This is a genomic window from Intrasporangium mesophilum (assembly GCF_054783095.1).
In genome coordinates this window covers 78,223-103,587 of record NZ_BAAGRF010000029.1, presented here as the reverse complement: position 1 = coordinate 103,587, position 25,365 = coordinate 78,223, and the positions used below count along the sequence as shown (strand labels likewise).

Below are 25,365 nucleotides of genomic sequence, written 5' to 3'. Positions count from 1 at the left end.
CCCCGCTGTTCAGGCGCCGTGCGCGGCCACGTGCCAGAGGCGTCCTTCGCCGCGGATGCCGGGCATCGCGGCGCGGATCGACCGCTCGGCCAGCTCGGGAGCGATCCCCAGGTCGACGGCATACCGGAGCGCGACGGCAGGGGTGCGCTGACCGCCGAAGTGGCAGTGGACGAGCACCCGCTTGCCCTCGGCCCGGAACTGTCGCAGCGCCGACGAGGCGTCGTCGAGGATGAAGTCGAGATGCGGGTTCGACTCCTCCTCGTCGTCCTCGTTGATCCAGAACTCGATGTGGTCACGTGCCGACATGCCTTCGGCCGGGATGTCCCGAAGCCCGAGCGGACAGAGCGAGACCACGGCCTGCACGTCGAGCTCACTCACACGTGCGAGGTCGGTGATGGTGCCCAGGATGATGTCGGGGTCGATCGGGTGGGGGACGCCGGTCGCCGGGATCGACGGGTCGGCCATCGTCTCGACGCTGGGCCATTCGCCAACGCGGCGCCCCCGCAAGGACGCCGACACGGCGATCTCGACGAGGTCGTGGGCCCGTAGGCCCGGCCAGCCGTGCACCATGCGGCGCCACTGGGTCGGCACCGCGGAGGCGCCGTAGCGAGCGCCGAGGAGCGAGCCGGCAATCGCTGCAACGGTGTCCGTGTCGTGTCCGGCTCGCACCGCCGCCTGGAGCCCGCGCTGCAGGTGCATCGCCGAGCCGTCACCCCGGTCGGTCGAGGTGATCGCAGCCCAGGCGTCCTGCAACGCCGTCACGGTGTATCCGTTGTCGCCGAACCCGCCCGGGTCGGCTCCCGTGGCCGCCTCGATCCAGTCGCCCCAGCGGCCCGTGTGGCACTGGCTCACGAGGTCGAGACCGGCAGTGAGGTCGAGACGGCCCTCGGTGACCGCAACCCGGATCGCCTCGGACCACAGCACAGCAGAGTCGCCGGCCAGCGGGTCGGCGTGCGTGAGCTCGGCCACCGCACGCGCGGCTCGAGCGGTGCCCTCGCGGTCGTCGAGGGTCGAGATCCCGACGATCGAGGTCCGCATCAGGGCGCCGTTGCCGGCGGTGAGGCCGGTGCGCGCGTGCAGCGCCTTGCTGGCCGCCGTCAGGCGCTCATGGGACGAGCCAGGCAGCTGCCTCGCCTCGGTGAGCACCGTTCGCGTCTGGATGCCGACGTCCGTGGCCCCTCGGTCGAGCCAGGCGGTGAAGGCGTCGGCGACCGCGTCGAGTGCGGACGGCGACGCGAGGTCCACTCCCTGGGCCGCCACCAGGGCCACGCACAGCGTCATCTGGGTGTCGTCGCTCCACTCGCCCGGCTGGTAGGGCCCGAGGCCTCCCCCCTTCATGACCGCTTCGCCGACTGGTGGCGCGGACATCTCGTAGGGCACCCCGAGTGCGTCGCCACAGGCCAGGCCGAGCAGGACCCCGGCGGCTCGGTCGACGGCGATCGGGCGGATGGACAACGGTGCTCCTCGCTGGGCGGCATACCTGGGCTGCCGGACGGGCAGCTGTCGGGTTTGGGACCTGGCAGACGTCATGGGCGCCGGGCAGCAGTCGCGCATGCCCGACGGCACCCGAAAGGACACCAGGCGTGAGCAGCAAACTACAGCGAGTTGCCGTCACGCCTGTGCACGGCCGCCCACCACGCCGTGCGTCAGCCGCTCCCACGCCGACCAAGTAGGCTTCCGCGCGTGCTTCAACCGCTCACCATCGTGCTGCTCGTGGGCTGCGCCGTCTTCGGGCTCATCGCCGCACACCACCTGCTGCGCAAGCGGCTTGTCGACGACCCGCTGATCCTGACCGGTGGCGCGCTCGAGGTGGCCCTGGTCGTCCAGCTCGTCGTCGGACTCTCCAGGTCGTCGGCCATCGCGGACGGGGCGGAGCGAGCGACCTTCATCGCGTACCTCTTCACCGTGCTCGTCGTCGTCCCGGCGGCGCTGTTCATCGCGATCAAGGAGAAGACGCAGTGGGCCATGGCAGTCGTCCTCGGCGGCGCGGTCGTCGTGGCGATCCTGGTTGCCCGCCTTCAGCAGGTCTGGAGCACCAATGTCTGACGCCGCGTCACGTCCCGAGCGGCGCCGTGAGCCCGCCCAGCAGCCGGAGCAGCCGGAGCAGCCGGAGCAGCCGGAGCAGCCGGAGCAGCCGGAGCAGCCGGAGCAGCCGGAGCAGCCGGAGCAGCCGGAGCAGCCGGAGCAGCCGGAGCAGCCGGAGCAGCCGGAGCAGCCGGAGCAGCCGGAGCAGCCGGAGCAGCCGGAGCAGCCGGAGCAGCCGGAGCAGCCGGAGCAGCCGGAGCAGCCGGAGCAGCCGGAGCAGCCGGAGCAGCCGGAGCAGCCGGAGCAGCCGGAGCAGCCGGAGCAGCCGGAGCAGCCGGAGCAGCCGGAGCAGCCGGAGCAGCCGGAGCAGCCGGAGCAGCCGGAGCAGCCGGAGCAGCCGGAGCAGCCGGAGCAGCCGGAGCAGCCGGAGCAGCCGGAGCAGCCGGAGCAGCCGGAGCAGCCGGAGCAGCCGGAGCAGCCGGAGCAGCCGGAGCAGCCGGAGCAGCCGGAGCAGCCGGAGCAGCCGGAGCAGCCGGAGCAGCCGCACACCGGTCACGGCTTCGGCCGGCTCCTGGTGGCCGTCTACGGCCTGCTGGCCCTGGCCGCGACAGGCCGCTCGATCCTGCAGATCACCGAGTACTACCACCGCGCTCCGGTGTCCTACATCCTCTCGGCGGTGGCCGCCGTCATCTACATCGTGGCCACGATCGGCCTCGCTCGCGGCGACCGTGCCTCGGTACGGCTGGCGCGGATCGCCCTGACCGTCGAGCTCGTCGGCGTCCTCGTCGTCGGGGTCATCTCGTATGCAGTCCCGTCGGCGTTCCCCGACAAGACGGTGTGGTCGCACTTCGGCTCGGGCTACGGCTACGTCCCGCTGCTGCTGCCCATCGTCGGCCTCTGGTGGATCCACCACACCACCGCGCGTGCGGACGCGGCCACCCCGCCAGACCCGGCGCGCTCGGCCGGGTGAGCAGCGCCGATAAGGTTTCGGCCATGACTGAGCCGACCCCTGCCACCGCTGCGCCGACGATCGCGGGCCCGCTGACGGTCCGGCCGATCACCGGCGACGAGGCCGTCGAGACCCTGCTCGAGGTCGGCGGGAGCTTCCTACAGACCCCGGCCTGGGCGCGGGCGAAGCAGGGCTGGCGGGCGACCCACCTCGGGTGGTTCGACGCCTCGGGTGCGCGGGTCGGCGCCGGCACGGTGCTGTCGCGGACCATTCCTCGCCTGCGGCGCACCTACGCCTACCTCCCCGAGGGCCCGGGGCTGCCGTGGGCCGGCGTCGCCGACGCCCCGTCCGCCTGGCTCGACCCGCTCGTGACGTGGGCTCGCTCTTCCGGCGCCTTCGCGCTGCGCCTCGGCTTCCCGGTGGCGTCGCGGGTGTGGGACCGCGAGCCGGTCAAGAAGCAGGTCGCGGAGGGTGGACTGCTCAGCTTCACCACGCTGCCGCCAGCGGTCGACAACCCCGTCGCCCGACGCCTGGAGGCGCATCTGGACGCGAACCAATGGCTGCCGCTCGGTGCCGACGGCGTCGCGGTCGGGCAGCCACGCCTGCTGTGCATCGTCGATCTCCGGGGCCGCACCAAGGACGAGCTGCTGTCCTCGATGAACCAGCAGTGGCGACGCAACGTCAAGAAGGCTGCGAAGGCCGGGGTGCAGGTGCGCGCCGTGGGCCCGGAGGGTCTGGACACCTTCCACGCGCTCTACGTCGAGTCCGCGGAACGTGACAACTTCCTCCCGCGGCCCAAGGCCTACTTCGACCTCATGGCACGGTCCTTCTCGGCGCAGGACGGCCAGGTCTGGGCCAGGTTCTACGAGGCGCACATCGACGGCGACGTGCTCGCCTCGGCACTGATGATCCGGTTCGGCAGAACCTTCTCCTACCTCTACGGGGGCTCGACCGAGCGCAACCGCGACGCCCGCGCCTCCAACGCGCTGCAGTGGCAGGCGATTCAGGATGCTGCGGACGCTGGCTGTGATGCGTATGACCTCAGGGGCTTCAACACGTCCCTCGGCGCGACGAGCCCGCTCACCGGTCTGTTGCTGTTCAAGCTCGGTGCGGGTGCCGACGTCGTCGAGATGGTCGGCGAGCGCGAGCTGGTCATCAGCCGCTTCTGGCACTTCGCGTTCGCGCGGGCCATGGCGTTGCGGATCGCGATCAACAAGCGGCGCAAGGCTGCCCGGGCGACCGCCGACGCAGCCGACATCTGAGCGCCGGGCGCCAGACCGCCCGACGTCGAATATCGGTTCGGTCGGCGATGGAGGGCACGCCTATCCTGACGGGCATGCCCGACGAGCCTCCCACCGCGACCCCGACGTCGCGGCAGCCTCGCAGGCGCGGTGGCCGCCGCCGGCCGGGCGGGAACGGCGCGCAGGGCCAGAGGCAGGCCACCCAGGCGGGCCGGTCGGGACGTATGCCGCTCACCCCCGAGCAGCGTGAAGCACGCCGTTCCGCTCGGGCCGCCACGGTTCCCGAGATCACCTACCCCGAGCATCTGCCGGTCGTCGACCGCCGCGACGACATCGCTGCCGCGATCCGGGACCACCAGGTCGTCGTCATCGCAGGCGAGACCGGGTCGGGCAAGACGACCCAGATCCCCAAGATCTGCCTCGAGCTCGGCCGGGGGCTCGACGGCACGATCGGGCACACTCAGCCGCGGCGGATCGCCGCGCGAGCCGTTGCCGAGCGGCTCGCGGAGGAGCTCGGGGTCGAGCTGGGCAGCGCGGTCGGGTACCAGGTGCGCTTCACGGACCAGTCGAGCCGCGACACGCTCGTCAAGGTGATGACCGACGGCATCCTCCTGGCGGAGCTGCAGCGCGACCGCGACCTGCGCCGCTACGACACGATCATCATCGACGAGGCCCACGAGCGGAGCCTCAACATCGACTTCATCCTCGGCTATCTCAAGCAGCTGCTCCCTCGCCGACCCGACCTCAAGGTCGTCATCACCTCGGCCACGATCGACCCCGAGAAGTTCGCGGCCCACTTCGCCGACCCCAGGACGGGGGAGCCGGCTCCGATCGTCGAGGTATCGGGTCGCACCTACCCGGTCGAGATCCGCTACCGCCCCCTGGTCGACCCGGATCGTCCGCAGGACGACGAGAAGGACATGATCACCGGCATCTGCGAAGCCGTCGAGGAGCTGTGGACCGAGCGACACACGGGCTCGTCGTCCGACATCCTCGTGTTCCTCTCGGGTGAGCGCGAGATCCGCGACGCGGCCGACGCGCTGAACGGGATGAAGCTGCCGGTCACCGAGGTCGTGCCGCTCTTCGCGCGCCTGTCCGCGGCGGAGCAGCACCGGGTCTTCCAGGCGCACACGGGACGCCGGATCATCTTGGCCACGAACGTGGCCGAGACCTCGCTGACCGTCCCCGGGATCCGGTACGTGATCGACACCGGCACGGCACGGATCTCGCGCTACAGCCAGCGCACCAAGGTGCAGCGGCTGCCCATCGAGCCGGTCAGCCAGGCGAGCGCGAACCAGCGTTCGGGCCGCTGCGGCCGCGTGTCCGAGGGTGTCGCGATCAGGCTGTACAGCGAGCTCGACTACGACAGCCGGCCAGAGTTCACCGACCCCGAGGTCCTGCGGACGAACCTCGCCTCGGTCATCCTCCAGATGACCTCTCTCGGGCTCGGCGACATCGCGCGCTTCCCCTTCGTCGACGCGCCGGACTCACGCCAGATCACCGACGGGGTCCGCCTCCTCGAGGAGCTCCAGGCCTTCGCGCCCGACTCCGAGGAGGACTCCGGAGACGCAAGCGGGCCCGGCGGGCGGGGTCGGCGACGTCCGGGACGCCGCCTGACGGCATACGGCCGCACGATCGCGTCGCTGCCTATCGACCCGCGACACGCCCGCATGGTCCTCGAGGCCGACAAGCGGGGCGTGCTGCGCGAGGTGCTCGTCATCGTCGCGGCACTGTCGATCCAGGACCCACGCGAGCGCCCCCTGGAGAAGCAGGAGCTGGCCAACGCCGCCCACAAGCGGTTCGCTGACGAGACGAGCGACTTCGTATCGTGGCTCAACCTGTGGTCGTACCTCCGCGAGCAACAGAAGGCCCTGAGCTCCAGCGCATTCCGCCGGATGTGCAAGGCCGAGTTCCTCCACTACCTCCGGGTGCGGGAATGGCAGGACCTCCATACGCAGGTCAAGCAGGCCGCGAAGCAGGCGGGCCTCGACGTGACCCGGGGGAGCGTGCACGGCGAGCCCGACACCGACGCCATCCACCAGTCGCTGCTGTCCGGACTGCTGTCGCACGTGGGCGTCCGTGACGAGCAGAAGCGTGAGTATGCCGGCGCGCGAGGTGCCCGTTTCGGCATCAGTCCCGGGTCGGCGCTGTTCCGCAAGCAGCCACAGTTCGTCATGGCCGAGGAGCTCGTGGAGACCACGCGCCTGTGGGCCCGGGTCAACGCCCGCATCGAGCCGGAGTGGGCCGAGCAGCTCGGCGCGCACCTGGTCAAGCGGCAGTACAGCGAACCCCGCTGGTCGGCACGACGGGGCTCGGCCGTGGCAACCGAACGGGTGACGCTCTATGGCGTCCCGCTCGTGGTCGGACGCGTCGTGGGTCTGGGTCGGGTCGACGCTGAGCTGGCCCGGGACCTGTTCATCCGGAACGCGCTCGTGGAGGGCGACTGGAACACCGAGCACCGATTCCTGCGCGACAACGCCGCGCTGGTCGAGCGGCTCGGCGAGCTCGAGGCGCGGACCAGGCGACGCGACATCGTCGTCGACGACAGCGCGCTGGTCGCGTTCTACGACAAGCGGGTCCCGGCCGAGGTCGTCTCGGGGCGTCACTTCGACACCTGGTGGAAGAAGGCACGGCGGGAGCAGCCTGACCTGCTCACATTCACCGAGCACCTGCTCCTACGGGACACCGCAGGCAGCATCGCCGACGCGGACCACCCGACGACCTGGACCCAGGGCGAGAACGTGCTGCCCGTGACGTACCAGTTCGAGCCGGGTGCCGAGCTCGACGGTGTCACGGTGCACATCCCGGTGGACCGGCTCAACCAGGTCACCTCCGACGGCTTCGACTGGCAGGTGCCCGGCTTTCGTGAGGAGCTCGTGACCGCGTTGATCCGGTCCCTGCCGAAGGGGATCCGGCGCAACATCGTGCCGGCGCCGGACCATGCGCGGGCGGTCCTGCCGGACCTCGACCCGGGGTCAGGGCCGCTGCTGCCCGCACTGGCGACCGCGCTGCGCCGACGGGCGGGGGTCGCTGTGGCCGCAGACGACTTCGACTGGGCTCGGGTGCCGAGTCACCTCACCGTGACCTTCAGCGTCGACGGGCCGGACGGCCGGCCGGTGGCGGCCGGCAAGGACCTCGAGGACGTCCGTGACCGGGCGACCCCGCAGCTGCGCCGGCAGGTGCGGCGGGCCGGCTCGGACATCGAGCGCACGGGACTCACGTCGTTCCCGGACGAAGGTGTGGCCGAGACCTTCGAGAGCGCGTCGGGCGTGCACGGCTTCCCCGCGCTCGTCGACACGGGCTCGGCCGTCGACCTGCGGGTGCTCCCGACCCGCCCGGAGGCCGAGGCCGAGCATCGGCTGGCCGTTCGCCGACTGCTGCTGCTCGGTATCACCCCACCGTGGCGCCAGATCCTCGCTCGGCTCACGAACACCCAGAAGCTCGCACTCGGCCACAACCCGCACGGCAGCGTGCCGGCACTCCTGGACGACTGCCTCGCAGCCGCGGTCGACGCCATCAGCGAGGATGCCGTCGCCGGGCGGGTCGACCACACGATCCGGGCGCGCGAGGACTTCGAGTGGACCCTGACGGCCGTTCGCACCCATACCACCGCCAAGGTCGTGCAGGTCGTCGGCCTCGTCGAGCCGATCCTCGCCAAGCACCTCACCCTGACCAACCGGCTCGCCGAGCTCGACCGGTCGGCGAGCCAGGCGATCCGGCCGATGCTGGCCGATGTGCGGGCCCAGCTGCGTGAGCTGGTGCGGCCCGGGTTCGTCGCCGACACCGGGTTCACGAGGCTGCCCGACCTCGACCGCTACCTCCGCGCGATCATGCACCGTCTCGACAGGGCGCCGGAGAACCTCGCGCGAGACACCCAGGCCCTCGAGCAGGTGGATCTCGTCGAGGGACGCTACGCAGACCTGCTCGAGTCGCTCCGCCCGGCACAACGTGGGTCCGCAGAGGTCGTCGAGATCGGCTGGATGATCGAGGAGCTGCGGGTCTCGCTGTTCGCGCAGTCGATCGGGACGGCATACTCCGTCTCCCCGCAGCGCATCCTCAAGGCGATCGCGCGGATCCTGCGCTGACCGCGCGGCAAGGGGTCCTCGGCGGGCCGGCAGGGAATCATGGGGTGCTGCCGGGCGTTGACCAACTCAACCGCGAGAGACGAAAGGCCAAACCGTGCAGGACCCGACTGAGCTCTTCCAGTTCGAGAGCGACACGTCACCGAGCATGCTGCAGGAGATGCAGGCCTCGGTGCTCGTGGTTGCCCTCGGCGGATTCATCGACGCCGGCCACACGCAGCGGCTGATGGCCGAGCAGATGCTGGAGGCGCACGAGTCGCGGGTCATCGCGTCGTTCGACGTCGACCAGCTCCTCGACTACCGCGGGCGGCGCCCGATCATGGTGTTCGACCGCGACCACTGGGCCAGCTACGACGACCCCAGCCTGCTGCTGCACCGAGTCGTCGATCGCGAAGGCGTGCCCTTCCTGCTGCTTGTCGGTCCCGAGCCGGACTACCAGTGGGCCCGGATGGTCGAGGCGGTCACCGCGCTCATCAAGGGGTTCGGCGTCAGCCTCACTGTCAGCGTCCACGGCATCCCCATGGCTGTGCCACACACGCGCCCGCTCGGGGTCACGGCTCACGGCACCAACCCGCGGCTGCTCACGGTCAACGAGCCGGCCTTCGGGCAGGTGCAGGTGCCGGCAAGCTTCTCGTCCCTGCTCGAGCTCCGGCTCGGCGAGTCGGGGCATGACGCGATCGGCTTCGCCGTGCATGTGCCGCACTACCTCGGCCAGAGCGAGTACGCCGACGCTGCCCTGCTCGGGCTGGAGCGCGTGCGTGCAGCGACGGGGCTCGACCTCGACCTGCGTGAGCTTGCCGCGACTGCCGGGCTCAACCGGGCCGAGATCACCCGCCAGATGGAGGAGTCCGACGAGATCACGGCCGTGGTCAGGGCGCTCGAGCAGCAGTACGACACCTTCCTCGAGGGCCGCCGGCAGCCCAGCCTGCTCGCCACGGACCTCACGGACCTGCCGACGGCCGACGAGATCGGGGCGGAGTTCGAGGCCTTCCTCAAGGACGTGACGGAGGACGACCGTGGTGGCTCGGACCGATCCTTCGGGGACGGGTCGGACGGCCCTGACGGTACGGACGGCACCGACTCCGACGGCCACGCGTCCGGCGGCGACCCCGCGAGCGGTCCCCAGGCCTGACCGGGCCTCGTGAGGAGGACGCGAAGCGTCGCCTCAGATCGCCGCGCCGAGGGTGGCTCGGACCTCAGGCCTTGGCGTCGCTCCACCGTCGCACGACCGACGTGTCGGCGACGAACCGCACCTGGTCCGTGCCGGCCCAGGTGCGGGACGCACTCGTGAGTGACCGCTCCACCGCGGCCACCGCCGCGCCCGCCTGATTCTCGGGCACGTGCACCAGCAGCTCGTCGTGCAGACACAGCACGATCTGCCCGCCGAGCGGCCGGACGGCGTGGCGGACGGTGGCCGCCCAGGCCTTGAACAGCTCGGCCGCGGATCCCTGGATGATCGCGTTGCGTGCATAGCGGCCCCGTGCCCCCTCGGCGCCCGACCACTCCGACATGGCCTCGGGTATGCCGTCCCGCGGCGTTCCGGGTGAGCTGTCCTGCGCCATCGGGCTGGTCAGAGCCTCCGGGCCGCTCGGCTGGGGCGGTGCGGATCCGAAGCGGATGAGCCGGCCGCCGTAGGTGCGGACCGGGCGGCGCGCCACGCCGTCTGCGTACGCGCGGTCGAGCAGTCCCATCGCGACGGGGTACGCGCGCTCGAGGTCCTTCAGGGCCTCGCCAGCAGGACCCGAGCGCTGGCCGTACATCGCGGCAAGGACCGCAACCTTCGCGGTGGGCCGGTCTGCCCCGAGCTTGGCCGCAACGGGCGCATAGAGGTCGTCGCTGCGGGTGGCTTCTGCGAACGCCCGGTCGGCACTGACCACCGCGAGCACGCGCGGCTCGATCTGGCCGAGGTCCGCCCGCACGAAGACGTGACCCGGGGCGGCGCGCACGGCGGCCCGCAGCGGTGCGGGCAGGTTGTGCAGGCCGTTCCCCGCGGTCATCCGGCCGGCGGCGCCGTCGCAGGCGGTCCACTCTCCTCGCAGCCGGTCGTCGGTGCCCACGCACTCGTCCAGCCACCGGTAGCCGTAGGTCGTGGCGATCCGCTCGTCCTTGCGCCAGCGGAGCAGGGCGTCGACGAGAGGATGAGTCTGGCGGTACGGCTCCAGCACGAAGGCCCTGGTGTTGGGAACCTCGACACCCACGGACTGAAGCAGCTCGCGCACCTGGCTTGGGTTGCGCAGGTCAGTCCGCTCGCGGCCGGGAGCGTGGCGCAGCACGTCGCGGTCACGTGCCGCCCGGATGCGGGCTGCGTCGGTGTCGTCGACCGGGCGCGGGCCCGCGGAGAGCGCGATGAAGTCCTCCGCCGCAGCGCGGTCGACAGGGAGGCCGTCCCGTTCCAGCTCGAGACACAGCACCGCGGCCGCGGACTCGGACCAGACTGTGCGCTGCGCTCGGGCGGCATCGGTCCCACTGGTCGACGCCAGCGAACTGGCCTGTGCCGCTTGGCATTCCAATGCGAGCTGTGCGAGCTCGCGGAGGCGGGTGGCGTCCGTTGCCCACGCTGCAGCGTCAGGTCTCAGGTGTCCCTCGGGGGTGTACAACGAGGTGTCGTCGCGCTCCGCGACGTCGAAGAGGTCGCCGTCGAAGCCGCTCAGCCGATGGGCCCGGGGTGTCGGCACGTCCGCCTCCGGGAGTCCTCGGCACCCCGCAACCACGTGTCCGGGCGTGGCCCACCAGCCGCCGTGGATGATCCGGTGCGCCTCGGCGAGGTCCCACGACCGGGAGACATCGACGCCTGCGCGCACGACCTCTCGCAGGGCCGATCCCGCCGCCCAGACGACCCAGCGTGGCGAGACCCGCCGGTCGAGATCGGTGACGAGCTGGGCAAGTCGCTCGCGTGGGGCCGTCTCCTCGACACCCGCGCCCAGGGCACAGACCTCGTCGGGCCCAGCGACCAGCGCGGCGAGCGGCGGGCCAGACGCCTTGTCACTCAAGGGATCTCGCGATCCGCGTCACAGCCTCGCGAAGGATCTCAGGTGACGTCGCGTAGTTGAGCCGGGCGTGCCCGGCACCGCCGGAGCCGTACATCGGTCCGTCGGAGAGGGCCACCCCGGCACGCTCCACGAGCTCCGTGCCCGGATGGTCGCCCAGTCCGAGCGGCCGGAGGTCCAGCCAGGCGAGATAGGTCGCCTCGGGCATCGTCAGCTCGGCGCCGGGCAGCTCGGTCTCAACGAGCTCGCCGAGGAGCCGACGGTTGGCGTCCAGCTCCGCGACCAGCCGGTGCACCCAGTCGCGGCCGTCGGAGTAGGCGGCCGTCTGGGCGATGACGCCTATATGGCTGGCCCCGAACGTGACGAACATGTGCAGCCGGCGCAGGTCGTCGACAGCGCGCTCGCCGGGCACGAGCACTCCAGCCTTGAGGCCGGCAAGGTTCCATGCCTTCGACGCGGAGGTCACCGTGACGCCGCGCTCCGCGCCCGGGACGGTGAGGTACGGCGTGAAGGTGCTCGTCGAGAAGACGAGCGCCCCGTGGATCTCGTCGGAGATGACCTGCACCGAGTGTTCGTCGGCGAGCTCTGCCAGGGCCTGAAGCTCGTCGGGGGAGTGCACAGTGCCGAGCGGGTTGTGCGGGTTGGACAGCAGGTATGCCGCACGCTCGGACCGCGCGGTCAGGTCGGCGAAGGTCTTTGCGAGACAGTCGATGTCGAGTCGGCCGGCTGCGTCGAGCGGCGCCTCCACGACTCGCCGGCCAGCTGCCTCGACCACCTCGTAGAAGGCGTTGTACACCGGCGGGCTGACGATGACCGGTCCGCCGACATCGGTGAACAGGCCGAGCAGGTGGGTGATGCCGGTGAGCACGTCGGCGACGCGCGTCGTCGTCGTCGGGTCGAAGGTCCAGCTCCACTCCGCCTCCGCGAACGAGGCGAGCGCAGCGGCATACGCGTCGGTCATGGCGTAGCCCGTGTCACCCCTGCGCACTGCCGCGGACACCGCGTCGACCACAGCAGGGCAGGGCGCGGAGTCCATCTCGGCGATCCACAGCGGGATCACGTCCGGGCCGTAGCGCCGCCACTTCACCGACGTTCGGTCGCGCCGGAGGCCATCGAGGCTGGCGCCGAGGATCCTTTCGCCCATGCCCCGACCTTACGAGAGCCGTCCGACGGTGTGCTGCGGGAGGGCGGCAGCCTCGTGAAGCGGGGCGCCGGGGAGGATTGGCCGACATCGTCGATGGCTTCCGCTGCCACGGGCCGGGCATCCGGCATACGGTGACGTGGTGGCCGTTCGTCGGCCCGATGACGCGACTTCGTGCAAGGGGTGGAGCCGGTGGGCATGTTCGGGGACAGCAACGCGGCGGTCAAGGCATCGGATGCCGCGGCCGAGGAGGCCCGCAAGCTGGCTGAGGAGACCGCGCAGGTTCGTGCGAAGGGCTCGTCCCAAGGAGGTCTGACCGCTGCTGCCACCCGTCTCGTCGAGCGGCTGGCCGACGTCGGGATCGACGGCAAGGGGCCGTTCGACTCGGCGCACCAGGTCGCAGCGACGGCCCTCAAGCATGCGCGCGGCGACACGGAGCAGGCGCTCAAGATCATCCGGCACGACCACCGCCAGATCGGCGCGGTGGGCGGCTTCGTCACTGGGCTCGGTGGCTTCTTCACGATGCCGATCTCCTTGCCCGCCAACGTGCTCGAGTTCTATCTCGTGGCCACGCGCTTGACCGCGGCGACCGCGAGGGTCCGCGGCTACGACATCGACCAGCCCGAGATCCGCTCGGCGATCCTGCTCACGCTGGTCGGCGCGGACCGCAACGACCTGCTCAAGAGGGCGGGGCTGCAGGCCGGCACCGGCAAGCTCTCGGCGCTCGCCACCGACCGCTTGCCCGCTCCCGCGCTGATGGTCCTCAACAAGGCCATCGGGTTCCGGCTGCTCGGCCGGATCAGCCAGAGCACCTTCGCCCGTCTCGGCCGCCTCCTGCCTGTCATCGGCGGGGTCGTCGGCGCGACGATCGACGTCTACCTCCTCAACCGGATCGGGCGGCAGGCCGCCAACGAGTTCCCGCCCGTCGTCCCGTTCGGGCACGCATGAGGTCTGGGCTCATGGGAATCCGCTCGCACCGTCGGTCGTTGGGTCGGGCATGAAGACCGCCTCGCGAATCAAGCTGGCAGCGACCGTCGCCTCCGTCGTGCGCGCGTCGACGCGCCCGGGCTCGCCGTCGCTCACCGAGCGCGCGCAGGCCGTGCCCCGCCTCGTGCGAGCGACGGTCGAACGCAGGTATGCCGGCGTGACCCTCGGCAAGCTCGGCCTCGTCGCCGGGGCCGTGGCCTACGTGGCGTCGCCGGTCGACCTGATACCCGAGGCGCTGCTGCCGGTTCTCGGAGCGGCCGACGACGCCGTGGTGATCACGTGGGCGATCAAGGTGTTCTTCGAGGAGACCGACCGCTTCATCGCCTGGGAGATCGGCCAGGGCCTGCATCGCCCCAGGGCCTCGACCCGACGCGGGCTCGCGGCCTGGTCGCGCTACGCATCGCCGGCGGGGTCCGAGGCATCCTCGGCCACGGTCCCCGGCGCCGCGACAGGACCGACCGTCCCGCGGCGAGACCGAGACTTCACCGGGGCGGCGGCGCCCGGACTCGCGGAAGGTGCGGGCACCCGCGGATCCGACTGGGCCCGAGGTGGTCCTCCTGGCGCCGGACGGACGGATGCAGGGGCTGGGCGTGGTTCGACGGGCACGACCGGTGCCACGGCTGGCGCCGGTGCCACAGCTGGCACCGGTGCCAGCGGCGGTCGCTCGGCGCGCACGCGCCTGCCCGAAGGCATGCGCGGAGCGGCCACGGACTACGTCATGGAGTCGGTGCGCAAGCGCCTCGAGCGCTGACTTTCCACATCCCCTCGCGCAGGCGCTGCTTCGTCCACAGGCGTCGTCCGAGGGGCGGCGCGGTGCCGCCCGGGCCGCCAGGCTCGGGGAATGCCGAAGATCTCGTTGTCGGGTGCTGCCGACCTGTTGAGCATCATCCCGTTCCAGCTGGGGTTCCACCCGTCACGGAGCGTCGTGGTCAGCTGCTTCCACGGCAAGCGGATCGGGCTGGTCGCTCGCCTGGACTTACCTCACGACGACCCTCGACAGGGCAGCCTGCAGCAGGCCGTGACCGAGGCGGTGGCCGTGCTCCTGAGCGAGAAGCCGTCAGCTGTGGCGCTTGTCGGCTTCGAGGACGAGGCCGGTGAAGCCAGCCCACTGATCGATGCGCTCAGTGATGCCATCGAGGCGGACCGCGTCATCGTCCGCGAGCGGGTGGTCGTGCGGGATGGCCGCTGGTTCGACCTACTCAGGGGCTGCTGCCCGGAGGAGGGGCATCCCGTGCCTGATCCGAGCGATGTGCCCGCGGTCGCTTCCTTCGTCGCCTTGGGGCACGCCCCGCTCCGCGGTCGCGACGACCTGTGGCAGGTCTTCGGGCCGCTGGACCAGTCCGATGCCCGGCACGAGCCGATCTCGTCCGGGATCGAGCAGTGGCAGCAGCGGTACGTCGAGGCGGGCGGACGGTGCGACCGGCGCGGTCTCCCAGACGGGTCCGGAGCGGTCTCGGGGCAGCCTGACGGTGGCAGGGATGTCGGCCTGGGCGACGGTTCGGACGAGGGCCTTGTTGACGGTTGGGACAACAGCCGGGACGACGAGTCCGTTGACGTTTGGGACGACGTTTGGGACGACGTTTGGGACGACGGGTCCGTTGACAGTTGGGACGACGGCTGGGACGGGTGGGGCGACGGCTGGGACGCCTGGGACGACGCCTGGGACGACGACTGGGGCGACGGCATGGGCGAAGCTCCCTCGGACGATGCCGAGCGTCTCGCTGCCCTCGAGCGACTCGTGAAGGAGACGCTGGAGGCGTGGGCAGGGCTGCTGCGAGGCGACCTCGAGGGCGCCGCCCTCGAGGACCGGCTCCCAACGATCGTCGGACCACTGCGCGACCCCTGGGTGCGCGGGCTGATCCTTGCGTGGCTCAGGTGTGACCCGGCGCTGCTCGACTCGTGGCCCACAGACCCGGCACAGTCTCTTGCTCTCCTCGTCGAGGCCGTCTCGCAGCCCACGTCCCCGATCGACCCGGGCGTTGCCCTGCTCGAGGGGGTGCAGCCCGGGCCGGGTCGCTCGCGCGCTTCCGTCCACGGCCATGAGCCGTCCGCCGGGGTCGGTAGGGTGCGACGCCCACGGCGCGGCAAGCGCAAGCGGGGCCGGCGACAACGCCGGGCGAGGTCCGGGGCAGCCGGCCAGGAGCTGGGGCCGGCCCGCGCGGCGGCACCCAGCACGGGGAGTGACCTCGGCTGGGATGACTGGGGTGCGGCCGCCGCCTCTCAGGCGATCCAGGCGCGGCTCGAAGCGGTCTGTCGCCTGACTCCGGCGCCACACGCGGCGCCGCTGCTTGCCCTGGTCGCGTCATATGCATGGTGGGGTGGCGACGGAGCGCGCGCCGGGATCGCGGCGGATCGGGCCCTCGAGGCCGAGCCTGACCACGCCCTCAGCCTGCTCATCCGCGAGGCCCTGATCTGTGGCTTGCGGGCCCAGACCGCCGTTGAGTCGTCGTGACTCGGCTCGGCGGCCTCGCCCGAGGCCCGCGGAGCCGCACGAGGATGCGCGCTCCGCACGTGTCGCCTGCCCTGGCCGACGACATGGCTTCGAGTCCATGTCGTGGACCGTGAGGTAAACGGCAGGCGGACGCTCGCGTATGGTGGTCCAAGGTCATGAGCACCAGTGACAAGCCCCGGCTCGCTGGTCGGCAACCCTCCTTCGCGGTGGGGTGCCCCGGGTGAGGACCTGGCCACGCCCGTCCCGGGTGTGTGCAAGCGCGAGCACCTAGGAGCAATCCGCCATGACAGTCACCGACCGGCAGCCGGTCCGAACGCGGCGTCCCGCGCGTCAGGTCGCTTCTGCGGGCCCTGACACGGCCGGGGCCGCGACACCTGTGTTGACGGCCCCAGCTGTGGTGCCGGCGGCCGCATCGGCAACCGTGGATGGCGCCGCCAGGCTGGACGGGGCCTGGCGCCAGGGCGACCCGGTCGGGAACCGGCAGTTCGTCGACATCGGTCCCGTCGAGCTCGAGCGCGGGGGAGTGATCCCCGAGGTCCGGATCGCCTACGAGACCTGGGGCACGCTGAACGAGGCGGCCGACAACGTCATCCTTGTCGAGCATGCCCTGACCGGAGACAGTCACGTCGTGGGCGAGGCGGGTGATGGCCATCTCTCACCGGGCTGGTGGAACAGCCTCATCGGTCCCGGGAGGCCCGTCGACCCCGCTCAGTGGTTCGTCGTGGCGGCGAACGTCCTCGGCGGCTGCCAGGGCACGACCGGTCCGTCCAGCACCTCCACCGACGGCCGATCGTGGGGGAGTCGCTTCCCGTACGTCACCGTTCGCGACCAGGTCGCCGCCGAGCGCGCACTGCTCAACACGCTCGGCGTGCACCGGCTCGCGGCCGTGGTCGGCGGCTCGATGGGCGGGATGCGCGCCATCGAGTGGGCGGTGACCTACCCCGACATCGTCGAGCGGTGCATCGTGCTGGCCTCGACGGCATACGCCACGGCCGACCAGATCGCGTGGTGCCAGCCGCAGCTCCTCGCGATCCGCAACGACCCGCACTTCGCCGAAGGCGACTACTACGACTCGCCCCGGCGTCCGGAGGCCGGGCTTGGTCTCGCGCGCCGGATCGCACACATCACCTACCGCACGGAGACCGAGCTGAGCGCGCGCTTCGGCCGTGAGGCACAGCTCGGGGAGGACCCGCTGCGCGCGGGCGACCGGGGCCGCTTCGCGGTCGAGTCCTACCTCGACCACCACGCCGGCAAGCTTGCGCGACGGTTCGACGCCAACTCCTACCTCGTGCTCACCGAGGCGATGAACTCCCACGACGTGGGTCGCGACCGCGGTGGGGTCGCGGCCGCGCTGGCGAGGGTCACGGCTGACTGCACCGTGGTCTCGGTCGACACAGACCGCCTCTACCCGCCGCGGCTCTCGGACGAGCTCCATATGGCCCTGCCCCGGTCTTACCGCAGGCACATCCGGTCCGACTTCGGACACGACGGCTTCCTCATCGAGGAGGAGCAGGTCGGCCGGATCGTCGCCGAGGCCCTTTCCCGGTCGGCTGGCTGACCAGCAGGCGGAGCAGCCCGCTGTTCGGTCGATGAGCGGCCGCCGGAGCGGCCGGCTCCGCGGTCGCTCGCGGGCTGGTCACAGTCACTCTGCGAGCACCGCCGCGCCGCGCGCCGCGGACCCCGATTTCGGGTACGGTTCGAGCACTGGTTGTTTCCGTCCCAAGGAGGTCCGGGGAAGTGGCCATCGTCGTTGGTTATGTCGCAACCAAGGAAGGTCGCGCGGCGCTCAAGCGAGCGGCCGAGGAGTGCGTCCTTCGAGGTACGAAGCTTGTCGTCATCAGCTCCCACCGGGGCGGCAAGGACTTCGACGCCGACGAGGCCAGCATGTTCGAGGGCGAGCTCTCACGCGTTCAGGCGATGCTCGAGGAGCAGGGGCTGCAGCACGAGGTGCGCCAGCTCGTGCGCGGCAACGACCCCGCCGAGGACCTCATCAGCGTCGCTGAGGAGGAGAACGCCGATTTCATCGTCATCGGCCTGCGCCGCCGTAGCCCGGTCGGCAAGCTGATCCTCGGCTCCAACGCCCAGCGCATCCTGCTCGACGCGAGCTGTCCCGTCCTGGCCGTCAAGGCCCTCTGAGCCCTTTCACGACGAGGCCGACCCAGGGCCAAGATCGCGGGAGGGCGCCCTGGGATCGGGTGGTCGAGAACCGTCGTCCAGCCGGTGTTGCGGTCGATCGTCGCCATGTGTGGGCGCGCGGATGCGTCGTGCGTTCGCCCGGATGCCGAACAGCGCTTTATAATGTCGGAGTACCGGAATGCACGAGGCGCGACCGAGAGATCGACTCAGGGATCGACTCCGACTGGCCAAGCTCCCCCGGCACGAACCCCCATTCTCGTTCGTTGTGATGATGCATGCCCGGAGTCGGAGCGATCATCTGACGAGACCCGCGACGAAAGGCGACTGCATCCGTGCCGAAAGCAACAACCGCTGGAGCTCCCAAGACCCTGCCGAAGGTGTTCCAGCACGAGGCGATCATGCAGCTCCTGGTCAAGGGGACCAGCAACGGGACCATCACCGGCACGGAGATCGCGCGCGCCCAGGCCGAGGCCGACCTCGACCTGAAGCAGATGAAGCCGGTACTGACGACGCTCGAGGCACACGACATCGAGATCGTCGTCGACGCGCCGCACTCCAGCACGAAGAAGACCCGCACTGGGACCAAGGGAGGCACAGTGGCCACCGCACGCAGCACCACGGCCGCGGCTACGAAGACCGCGACCAGCCGGACGACCGCACCCACGAAGGCCGCCGCCAAGAAGACCACGGCGAAGGCGACGGCCGCTCCTGCGACCAAGAGCGCGGCCGCGGCTGACGAGGCCGAGGTCAGCAAGACTGCGACCAAGTCGGCAGCGAAGGCAACGCCTGCCGCCAAGAGGGCCGCGACGAACGCCGGCGTCGCCAAGGCGGCCGCCAAGCCCGCGGTCAGGAAGACCGCGGCGAAGAAGGCGGCGACCAAGGCCGCCGCCAAGACCACCGATGCGGTTGACGCGACGGGCGACGCCGAGGACGAGGTCGAGGCCGGCGAGGCCGAGCCTGACGACGCGCCGGACGGTGAGCTCGAGGACGTCGAGGTCACCGACGAGGCGGTAGAGGCGGAGGAGCCCGAGGCGGAGGCAGAGGACCGCGAGGAAGGCGACGACGAGGACCGGCCTGCAGCGAGCGCTCCCGCGGCGGAGGAGTCCGAGGAGTCGGGCTTCGTCATCCGCGACGACGACGAGGACGACGCTCCCGCCCAGCAGGTCGTCACCGCTGGCGCGACCGCCGACCCGGTCAAGGACTACCTCAAGCAGATCGGCAAGGTGGCGCTGCTCAACGCCGAGCAGGAGGTCGAGCTCGCGAAGCGCATCGAGGCCGGGCTGTTCGCGGAGGAGAAGCTCAACTCCGGCGAGAAGTTCGACATGAAGCTCAAGCGCGAGCTGTGGTGGATCGCCCAGGACGGCAAGAAGGCGAAGAACCACCTGCTCGAGGCCAACCTGCGCCTCGTCGTGTCGCTCGCGAAGCGCTACACCGGCCGCGGCATGCTCTTCCTCGACCTCATCCAGGAGGGCAACCTGGGCCTGATCCGCGCGGTCGAGAAGTTCGACTACACCAAGGGCTACAAGTTCTCGACCTACGCGACGTGGTGGATCCGGCAGGCGATCACGCGCGCGATGGCCGACCAGGCGCGTACGATCCGCATCCCGGTCCACATGGTCGAGGTCATCAACAAGCTGGCCCGGGTCCAGCGGCAGATGCTTCAGGACCTCGGTCGGGAGCCCACTCCGGAGGAGCTCGCGAAGGAGCTCGACATGACGCCGGAGAAGGTCATCGAGGTGCAGAAGTACGGCCGCGAGCCGATCTCCCTGCACACGCCGCTCGGCGAGGACGGCGACAGCGAGTTCGGCGACCTCATCGAGGACTCCGAGGCGGTCGTGCCGGCCGACGCCGTCAGCTTCACGCTGCTGCAGGAGCAGCTGCACTCGGTGCTCGACACGCTGTCCGAGCGTGAGGCGGGTGTCGTCTCGATGCGGTTCGGCCTGACCGACGGCCAGCCGAAGACGCTCGACGAGATCGGCAAGGTTTATGGCGTGACCCGTGAGCGGATCCGCCAGATCGAGTCCAAGACGATGAGCAAGCTGCGTCACCCGAGCCGCTCTCAGGTGCTGCGCGACTACCTCGACTGAGACCCAAGAGTTCGCTCGACTCTTCGCAGGCCAGGTGCCCTTCATGGGCTCCTGGCCTGCGGCGCGTCTTGGGGCCTCCGATCCTCATTCAGGACGACGACGCGGAGTCATCCGCGCCCGGCGGGCCGAGTAGTCGTCGCAGACCATCTCGGTCGGCCCGAGATGACCCGGTCCGTCCTTGGCCTCGTGGCAACCGCTGTCCTGTTCCAGGCCCTCATGGGCCACACATCACCCGGGCCGCTGCTGACCGGGCTCGTTGGATACCACGGCCTCGCTCTTCTCGGCGCGGCCATGCTCGGTGGATTTGGGCCCGTCCTCAGTGCACTCTTCGCGCTCGCCGTCGCCGTGGTCGGGGTCAACGGTGCGAACGAACCCGCCTGGTGGGCCTGGCCGCTCGAGCCGGACGTCTCGACCCAGGCTGCAGCGGCCGCGGCGATCTGGCTGGTCGGCCTCGCGGCATACCTGCTCGGTCAGCGCCGGTCAGCCACCTGGAGCCGCGCCTGACCGGGCCTTACCCGCGAACCGACGCGAGCAGCCCGACCACCACACTCGATGGCCTACCCCCTGCGGCGGAACCGGTCCGGCAGGTCGCGCCACACCGTCACACCGGCCTCGGGCCACAGGAAGGACCGCAGCCGGATCTGCCACGCACGGGTGCGCCCGACCTGCCGCCGGATCGTCCGGATGTCGTGGTGCAGCCGGATCGCCTCTTGCGGTGTGGTGCGCTCGGGCAGGTCGTATCGCGCCTTCTCGAGGGTCGCTGTGACGCGCTGCATCGCAGTGGCGTTCGCCTCGTCGAGGTGGCCGTCGTGGACGTACCGGTTGCTCAGCTGCCGCAGCGTCGATCCCGGTGGAGGTCTGAGGCCGAGGTCGCGCAGGTGGGCTGTCAGGTCGAGCCACTCGGCCTCGATGAGGTCCTGCTGAGTCACTGCCGCGCGTCGGCGCCGGAGCCTGATGAACCACGCGGTGAGCGGCATGATGAACGCCGCGAGCAGACCGATGAGCACCGCGAGCACGGTCACGACGTTGCGGACGCTGAACACCGACCCGATCGTCTCGACGATGTTCTTGGGCGCGGCGGCGACGGTGTCGCTCTCCTTCGTCGTGCGGGTCACGTGCGGGCTGTTCGCGCCGCCGGAGGCGGTCTCGTCGACGGACCGCCCACCGCCGGTCGCGCCGGCGCCGGCGCCGGCGACGGCATACGGCGGGGGCGTGCCGGAGCGGGCGCCGGGGGTCGGCTCGAACCGGAGCCAGCCGTAGCCCTGGAAGTACAGCTCGGGCCACGCGTGTGCGTCGCTGGCCTTGACGATGTACTTGTCACCGGATCGCACGCCGGGCAGGAAGCCGATGGCCATCCGGCTGGGGATGCCCTGCGCGCGCGCCATCATGATCATCGCCGTCGCGAACTGGACACAGTAGCCGCGCTTGGTCTTCGCGAAGTTCTCGATCGGGTCGAGCAGGCGACCGTTCTCGTCACGCAGTGTCTCGCCGAGGTCGAGCGAGTACGTGTAGATCGACGTGTCGCGCAGGTGGTCCTGGATCGCGATCGCCTTGTCGAGCTCGTTCGTCTTCCCCGCGGTGACCCGGTCGGACCACTGCTGGATGAACTCGCGGGTGCGGTCCGGGATGGAGAGGTCGTCGGGGGTGATGTCGGGGGAGTCCGGGGCTCCGACCTGCTGCAGCAGCGGTGCGGCGGGGGCGACATCGGAATAGGTGATGCGGTAGCTGCTCACGGGCTGGGCGACCCGCACATCGCGTGTGATCGGGTCGATGGACCACGCGGTGCCCTCCATGGCGACGGCCACGACGGGGTACGGTGCCGCGACGTGCGGCGCCGCCAGCGTGTTGTCGGTGACGGACATGACGTAGTCGCGCCGGCTCGACGGCGGGGGTAGGGGCGCCGGGGCTTCGGGCTTGGGACCTGCTGACCCCACCACCGTCCACGCACCACGTGAGTAGTACGACGTGGCCAGGACGCGCAACGGCGGCCGCGTGAACGCTGTCGTCGTGTAGCTCAGCACGGGGGTCTGGTCGGCGTTGGTGAGGCTGCGGGCGAGGTCGAGTGTGTCGTTGAAGCCGACGGACCCCTCGCCGCCGCTGCCGGCCGTGCGGCCGAGGCCTTCGGTAAGGTACCGCGGCGGGAAGTGCGGCACGACCGCCGGGACGATCATGGCGATGAGCACGCCGACCGCGCCGAGCTTGAAAGCAGCAGCAGAGAAGGAGCGCATGGCAGCGCGGTCGTGCGCGACCTCGTCGACCTCGCTGTGCTCGGCCGCGCTTGCGGTGGCCCACCGGCCGAACGATGCCCGCGCAGTCGTGTGCAGCATGAGCAGCCACAGCGCCACGGGCACGATGAAGTAGCGCAGTGCCAGCGCCTCCTGGCCGTTGGCCGCGGTGATGAGGTATGCCGTCAGCAGCGGCAGGCCGGCCGCCGCGGGAGAGCGCCACGTGGCCGCCGTCGCGTCCACCGCGATGGCCACGAGCGCGACCGCGATGACGAGACAGAAGGTGACGCCCTCGTTGAGCGGGGCAGGGGCTGTGTAGCGCTGGATGGTCTCCAAGGCCTGCAGCCCGAAGGCGTTGGCGAGCTCCGCGGTGGTGCCGGTCGGGACCACGAAGAAGAACGTGTCTCCGGCGAACTTGGCGAGGATGAGGTAGCCGACGACGAGCACCTGGACGACCACGACAAGGATCTTGGAGCGGGTCGCGCCGCGCATGATGAGGCCGATGATGGCCACCAGCGCGATCACGGCAATGGCCTGCGACAGCCAGCTCGAGTCCGTGAACAGGCTCGTGATCGGCCAGATCGACGCCAGCGTGGCCAGGGCGGCCAGGAGCGTGATCCTCCAGCGGCGGCGTGTCATCGGCTGCCTCCAACGGTCGCGGCGGTGAGCACGGCCCACGCGTGGCTGATGTCCTCGTCGCGCTCCACCGCGACGGCGCGCCAGCCGGCCAGCCGCAGGGCGTCGACGTGGGCGAGGGCGTAGTCGGCGTGGGTGGTCCCGAAGGACCGGGAGTCGACGACGAACGCGAGGCCGGTCGTGCCGGGCTGGCGCAGGCTGGCCACCCGGGACGTGACGTCGCGGTCGTACGGCCCGACGATGGCGAGCACGAAGCCGCCCGTCGAGGCGAGAGACTGGGCGGCCCGCAGGATCTCGTCCTGGCCGGTGTCCTCACGCATCTCGGTCACGGCGAGCACGTCCAGGATCTCGTCGACAGTCATCGTGTCGGCGACGCGCGAGCTGTCCACCGTCTCCGCGCACACCAGGTGGACGGCATACCCGGACTCACACAGGTGCACGGCAACCGATGCCGCGGCAGTCACGGACCACTCGAACGAGCTCGACACTCCGGTGCCGCCGTGGGCGGCGGGTCGTGGGTCGATGAGCACGATGGCACGACGCTGGGCGGGACGGTCCTCCTGGCGGACCATGAGGTCGCCGGTGCGGGCCGTGGCGGGCCAGTGGATCCGCCGCAGGTCGTCGCCGTCGCGGTACTCGCGGATCGTCACGTCGTCCTCGCCGTGCAACGCGATGAGATGGGCCTGCTCACCCTCGGACCCCACACCCGAGCTGGGCTGGCGGCTCGAGGAGAGCGGGTGCACAGCGGGCAGGACGACGAGGTCCGTGGTGCCTTCGAGGACGGCATGGCGGTTCGCCAGCCCGAACGGGTCCTGCACCTGGACACCGAGCGGACCGAGACGGTGTCGCCCGCGCACGTGCGACCGGACGCCGTAGTCGATGGCCCGCACCCGGCCTGGCGGGATGCGGCCCACGACGAACCGCGGTCGGTCACCGAGGACGTAGTCGAGCCGTTCCTCGGCCAGGAAGATCGGCGTCGTGTTGGTCGAGACGTTCTCGAAGGAGAGTGTCACGTGGGCGTCCTGGCCGACGCTGATCCGCTCCGGGTGGCTGTGCCGCTCGATCCGCATCCGCGTCTTACGGGTGCGGACGAGCACGGCGGAGACCATCGGCAGCCCGATGAGGAGCACGCCGAACCGCGTCAGGTCGCGGAACCCGAAGATGATGCCGGCCAGCACGAGGACGATCCCGGAGCCGAAGAACGCGCGTCCCCGTGTCGTGAGGACGCTGCGCAGCGCGCGCATTGCTTCGGTCCTGTCAGCGTGCGGCCGGGGGCACCGGCACCTGGCGGAGCAGGTCGACCACGACCTCGGCGGTGGTGCGGCGAGCCAGCTGGGTCTCGCTCGACGGCATGAGCCGGTGGGCGAGGACCGGGGAGGCGAGCACCTGCACGTCGTCGGGGATGACGTGGTCGCGCCCGTCGAGAGCCGCATGGGCCCGCGCGGCTCGCAGCAGATGCAGCGCCGCCCGGGGCGAAGCCCCGAGGCGGAGAGCAGTCGTCGACCTGGACCGGCTGACCAGGTCGACGATGTACTGCCGCACCGCCGGACTCGCGTGGACCCTTGTCACGGCGTGCACGACCCGGTTGATCGTGTCGGCGTCGGTGACGGCGGTCAGCTTCTCCAGCGGCGACTCGGCCCCATGGCTCTCGAGCAGGTCGAGCTCGGCGTGCGGCGCGGGGTACCCCATAGAGATCCGTGCCATGAACCGGTCGCGCTGTGCCTCCGGGAGCGGGTACGTGCCCTCCATCTCGATGGGGTTCTGCGTGGCCATCACGATGAAGGGTGCCTGCAGGGGGTAGGTCGTGCCGTCGACCGTGACCTGCCGCTCCTCCATCGACTCGAGGAGAGCCGACTGGGTCTTGGGCGAAGCGCGGTTGATCTCGTCGCCGACCACGACGTTGGCGAAGATCGCCCCCGGCCGGAACTCGAACCGCCGCGCGTCCTGGTTGAAGATGCTGACGCCGGTCACGTCGCTCGGCAGCAGGTCGGGAGTGAACTGGATGCGCCGCACCGTCGCGTCGATCGACTTGGCCAACGCCTTGGCCATCATCGTCTTGCCGACTCCCGGCACGTCCTCGATGAGCAGGTGGCCCCCCGCGAAGAGCACCGTCACCGTGGTTCGCACCACGTCGGCCTTGCCCTGGATGACGCTCGTCATCGCCTCCATCAGGCGGTCTGCCACGCCGTGGACGAGGGCGAGGTCTGCGGCCTCGGCAACCGTCGTGGTGTCGAGCCCGGTGTCCGTCGTCGTCACGCTGTCCTCCGCTAGTCGTGTCCCCTGGTCGAATGCGCAGCCCTGCTCGTGGCGGGTGCGCGACCCGTCAGGTGATCTTCTCCCATGGACCCCGGGTGCCGGTAGTGACCACTCAGTCGTGACCGGATGGAGACCAACAGCAGCCCACGGCTCTGGTTCCA

General features: G+C 70.9%; 19 protein-coding genes and 1 riboswitch. Of the genes, 12 read left to right on the top strand and 7 right to left on the bottom strand.

From position 1 onward, the window contains the following. Positions 1-9: 9 nt before the first annotated feature. On the bottom strand, positions 10-1,455 hold the full coding sequence (locus ACYVLP_RS20395; RefSeq protein ID WP_460629146.1) for an ADP-ribosylglycohydrolase family protein: 1,446 nt from the start codon (positions 1,453-1,455) through the stop codon (positions 10-12). A gap of 228 nt (positions 1,456-1,683) precedes the next feature. Here ACYVLP_RS20395 and ACYVLP_RS20390 point away from each other — a divergent pair, with 228 nt between their 5' ends. Further along, positions 1,684-2,046: a hypothetical protein gene (locus ACYVLP_RS20390; RefSeq protein ID WP_460629145.1), complete on the top strand. Its 363-nt coding sequence runs from the start codon at positions 1,684-1,686 to the stop codon at positions 2,044-2,046. Between the two features lie 7 nt (positions 2,047-2,053). Here the strand turns inward: ACYVLP_RS20390 and ACYVLP_RS20385 are convergent, their stop codons facing one another. Next, entirely contained in the window at positions 2,054-2,581 is a 528-nt protein-coding gene (locus ACYVLP_RS20385) for a hypothetical protein (RefSeq protein ID WP_460629144.1), read from the bottom strand. A gap of 18 nt (positions 2,582-2,599) precedes the next feature. Between ACYVLP_RS20385 and ACYVLP_RS20380 the strand changes: the two genes are divergently transcribed. The 4 genes from ACYVLP_RS20380 (at position 2,600) to ACYVLP_RS20365 (ending at position 9,429) form a co-directional block, all read left to right on the top strand. Then, positions 2,600-2,995, top strand: coding sequence for a hypothetical protein (locus tag ACYVLP_RS20380; RefSeq protein ID WP_460629143.1), 396 nt, complete (start codon positions 2,600-2,602; stop codon positions 2,993-2,995). Between the two features lie 23 nt (positions 2,996-3,018). Beyond that, positions 3,019-4,236 (top strand): lipid II:glycine glycyltransferase FemX, encoded by a 1,218-nt coding sequence (locus ACYVLP_RS20375; RefSeq protein ID WP_460629142.1) that lies wholly within the window; start codon positions 3,019-3,021, stop codon positions 4,234-4,236. A 74-nt stretch (positions 4,237-4,310) separates the two neighbouring features. Then, positions 4,311-8,300 carry an ATP-dependent RNA helicase HrpA gene (gene hrpA / locus ACYVLP_RS20370; protein ID WP_460629141.1) on the top strand — a complete coding sequence of 1,330 codons (3,990 nt, stop codon included), beginning with the start codon at positions 4,311-4,313 and terminating at the stop codon, positions 8,298-8,300. Positions 8,301-8,394: 94 nt separating this feature from the next. After that, positions 8,395-9,429 carry a proteasome assembly chaperone family protein gene (locus ACYVLP_RS20365; protein WP_460629140.1) on the top strand — a complete coding sequence of 345 codons (1,035 nt, stop codon included), beginning with the start codon at positions 8,395-8,397 and terminating at the stop codon, positions 9,427-9,429. A 64-nt stretch (positions 9,430-9,493) separates the two neighbouring features. Here ACYVLP_RS20365 and ACYVLP_RS20360 read toward each other — a convergent pair whose 3' ends face one another. Together ACYVLP_RS20360 and ACYVLP_RS20355 are read right to left on the bottom strand one after the other, a co-directional pair. After that, positions 9,494-11,287 carry a DNA polymerase gene (locus ACYVLP_RS20360; protein ID WP_460629139.1) on the bottom strand — a complete coding sequence of 598 codons (1,794 nt, stop codon included), beginning with the start codon at positions 11,285-11,287 and terminating at the stop codon, positions 9,494-9,496. Next, on the bottom strand, positions 11,280-12,428 hold the full coding sequence (locus ACYVLP_RS20355) for a MalY/PatB family protein (protein WP_460629138.1): 1,149 nt from the start codon (positions 12,426-12,428) through the stop codon (positions 11,280-11,282). Before ACYVLP_RS20355 ends, ACYVLP_RS20360 begins: the two co-directional genes overlap by 8 nt. A gap of 195 nt (positions 12,429-12,623) precedes the next feature. Here ACYVLP_RS20355 and ACYVLP_RS20350 point away from each other — a divergent pair, with 195 nt between their 5' ends. The 7 genes from ACYVLP_RS20350 to ACYVLP_RS20320 all read left to right on the top strand — a co-directional run bounded on the left by ACYVLP_RS20350 (position 12,624) and on the right by ACYVLP_RS20320 (position 20,591). Beyond that, on the top strand, positions 12,624-13,373 hold the full coding sequence (locus tag ACYVLP_RS20350; RefSeq protein WP_460629576.1) for an EcsC family protein: 750 nt from the start codon (positions 12,624-12,626) through the stop codon (positions 13,371-13,373). A 49-nt stretch (positions 13,374-13,422) separates the two neighbouring features. Next, positions 13,423-14,163 carry a YkvA family protein gene (locus ACYVLP_RS20345; RefSeq protein ID WP_460629137.1) on the top strand — a complete coding sequence of 247 codons (741 nt, stop codon included), beginning with the start codon at positions 13,423-13,425 and terminating at the stop codon, positions 14,161-14,163. Positions 14,164-14,253: 90 nt separating this feature from the next. Continuing rightward, a complete protein-coding gene (locus ACYVLP_RS20340) occupies positions 14,254-15,864 on the top strand; it encodes a DUF4192 family protein (protein ID WP_460629136.1) in 1,611 nt (536 codons plus the stop codon). A 151-nt stretch (positions 15,865-16,015) separates the two neighbouring features. Next, positions 16,016-16,130: riboswitch (SAM riboswitch) on the top strand. Between the two features lie 17 nt (positions 16,131-16,147). Continuing rightward, positions 16,148-17,422, top strand: coding sequence for a homoserine O-acetyltransferase MetX (metX, locus tag ACYVLP_RS20335; protein ID WP_460629135.1), 1,275 nt, complete (start codon positions 16,148-16,150; stop codon positions 17,420-17,422). A gap of 179 nt (positions 17,423-17,601) precedes the next feature. After that, positions 17,602-18,000: a universal stress protein gene (locus tag ACYVLP_RS20330; protein ID WP_460629134.1), complete on the top strand. Its 399-nt coding sequence runs from the start codon at positions 17,602-17,604 to the stop codon at positions 17,998-18,000. A gap of 332 nt (positions 18,001-18,332) precedes the next feature. Continuing rightward, positions 18,333-20,087, top strand: coding sequence for an RNA polymerase sigma factor (locus ACYVLP_RS20325; protein ID WP_460629133.1), 1,755 nt, complete (start codon positions 18,333-18,335; stop codon positions 20,085-20,087). Between the two features lie 186 nt (positions 20,088-20,273). After that, positions 20,274-20,591 (top strand): hypothetical protein, encoded by a 318-nt coding sequence (locus tag ACYVLP_RS20320; protein WP_460629132.1) that lies wholly within the window; start codon positions 20,274-20,276, stop codon positions 20,589-20,591. A 53-nt stretch (positions 20,592-20,644) separates the two neighbouring features. Here the strand turns inward: ACYVLP_RS20320 and ACYVLP_RS20315 are convergent, their stop codons facing one another. Genes ACYVLP_RS20315 through ACYVLP_RS20305 form a run of 3 tightly spaced genes read right to left on the bottom strand, consistent with a single transcriptional unit; the run spans position 20,645 to position 25,204 of the window. Continuing rightward, positions 20,645-22,951, bottom strand: a complete 2,307-nt coding sequence (locus ACYVLP_RS20315) for a transglutaminase family protein (protein WP_460629131.1) — start codon at positions 22,949-22,951, stop codon at positions 20,645-20,647. Beyond that, the gene (locus ACYVLP_RS20310; RefSeq protein ID WP_460629130.1) at positions 22,948-24,192 is read right to left on the bottom strand and encodes a DUF58 domain-containing protein; all 1,245 of its coding nucleotides are present in this window, start codon (positions 24,190-24,192) and stop codon (positions 22,948-22,950) included. The genes ACYVLP_RS20315 and ACYVLP_RS20310 overlap by 4 nt, the downstream gene beginning before the upstream one ends. 13 nt (positions 24,193-24,205) lie before the next feature. Beyond that, positions 24,206-25,204, bottom strand: a complete 999-nt coding sequence (locus ACYVLP_RS20305) for an AAA family ATPase (protein WP_460629129.1) — start codon at positions 25,202-25,204, stop codon at positions 24,206-24,208. Between the last annotated feature and the right edge of the window lie 161 nt (positions 25,205-25,365).

What these genes read in the sequence shown, in the direction of transcription:
- ACYVLP_RS20375 (WP_460629142.1), top strand. Translation starts at nt 3,019, where the DNA reads ATGACTGAGCCGACCCCTGCCACCGCTGCGCCGACGATCGCGGGCCCG.
- hrpA (WP_460629141.1), top strand. Translation starts at nt 4,311, where the DNA reads ATGCCCGACGAGCCTCCCACCGCGACCCCGACGTCGCGGCAGCCTCGC.
- ACYVLP_RS20355 (WP_460629138.1), bottom strand. Translation starts at nt 12,428, where the DNA reads ATGGGCGAAAGGATCCTCGGCGCCAGCCTCGATGGCCTCCGGCGCGAC.
- ACYVLP_RS20350 (WP_460629576.1), top strand. Translation starts at nt 12,624, where the DNA reads ATGTTCGGGGACAGCAACGCGGCGGTCAAGGCATCGGATGCCGCGGCC.
- ACYVLP_RS20345 (WP_460629137.1), top strand. Translation starts at nt 13,423, where the DNA reads ATGAAGACCGCCTCGCGAATCAAGCTGGCAGCGACCGTCGCCTCCGTC.
- ACYVLP_RS20340 (WP_460629136.1), top strand. Translation starts at nt 14,254, where the DNA reads ATGCCGAAGATCTCGTTGTCGGGTGCTGCCGACCTGTTGAGCATCATC.
- metX (WP_460629135.1), top strand. Translation starts at nt 16,148, where the DNA reads ATGACAGTCACCGACCGGCAGCCGGTCCGAACGCGGCGTCCCGCGCGT.
- ACYVLP_RS20315 (WP_460629131.1), bottom strand. Translation starts at nt 22,951, where the DNA reads ATGACACGCCGCCGCTGGAGGATCACGCTCCTGGCCGCCCTGGCCACG.
- ACYVLP_RS20310 (WP_460629130.1), bottom strand. Translation starts at nt 24,192, where the DNA reads ATGCGCGCGCTGCGCAGCGTCCTCACGACACGGGGACGCGCGTTCTTC.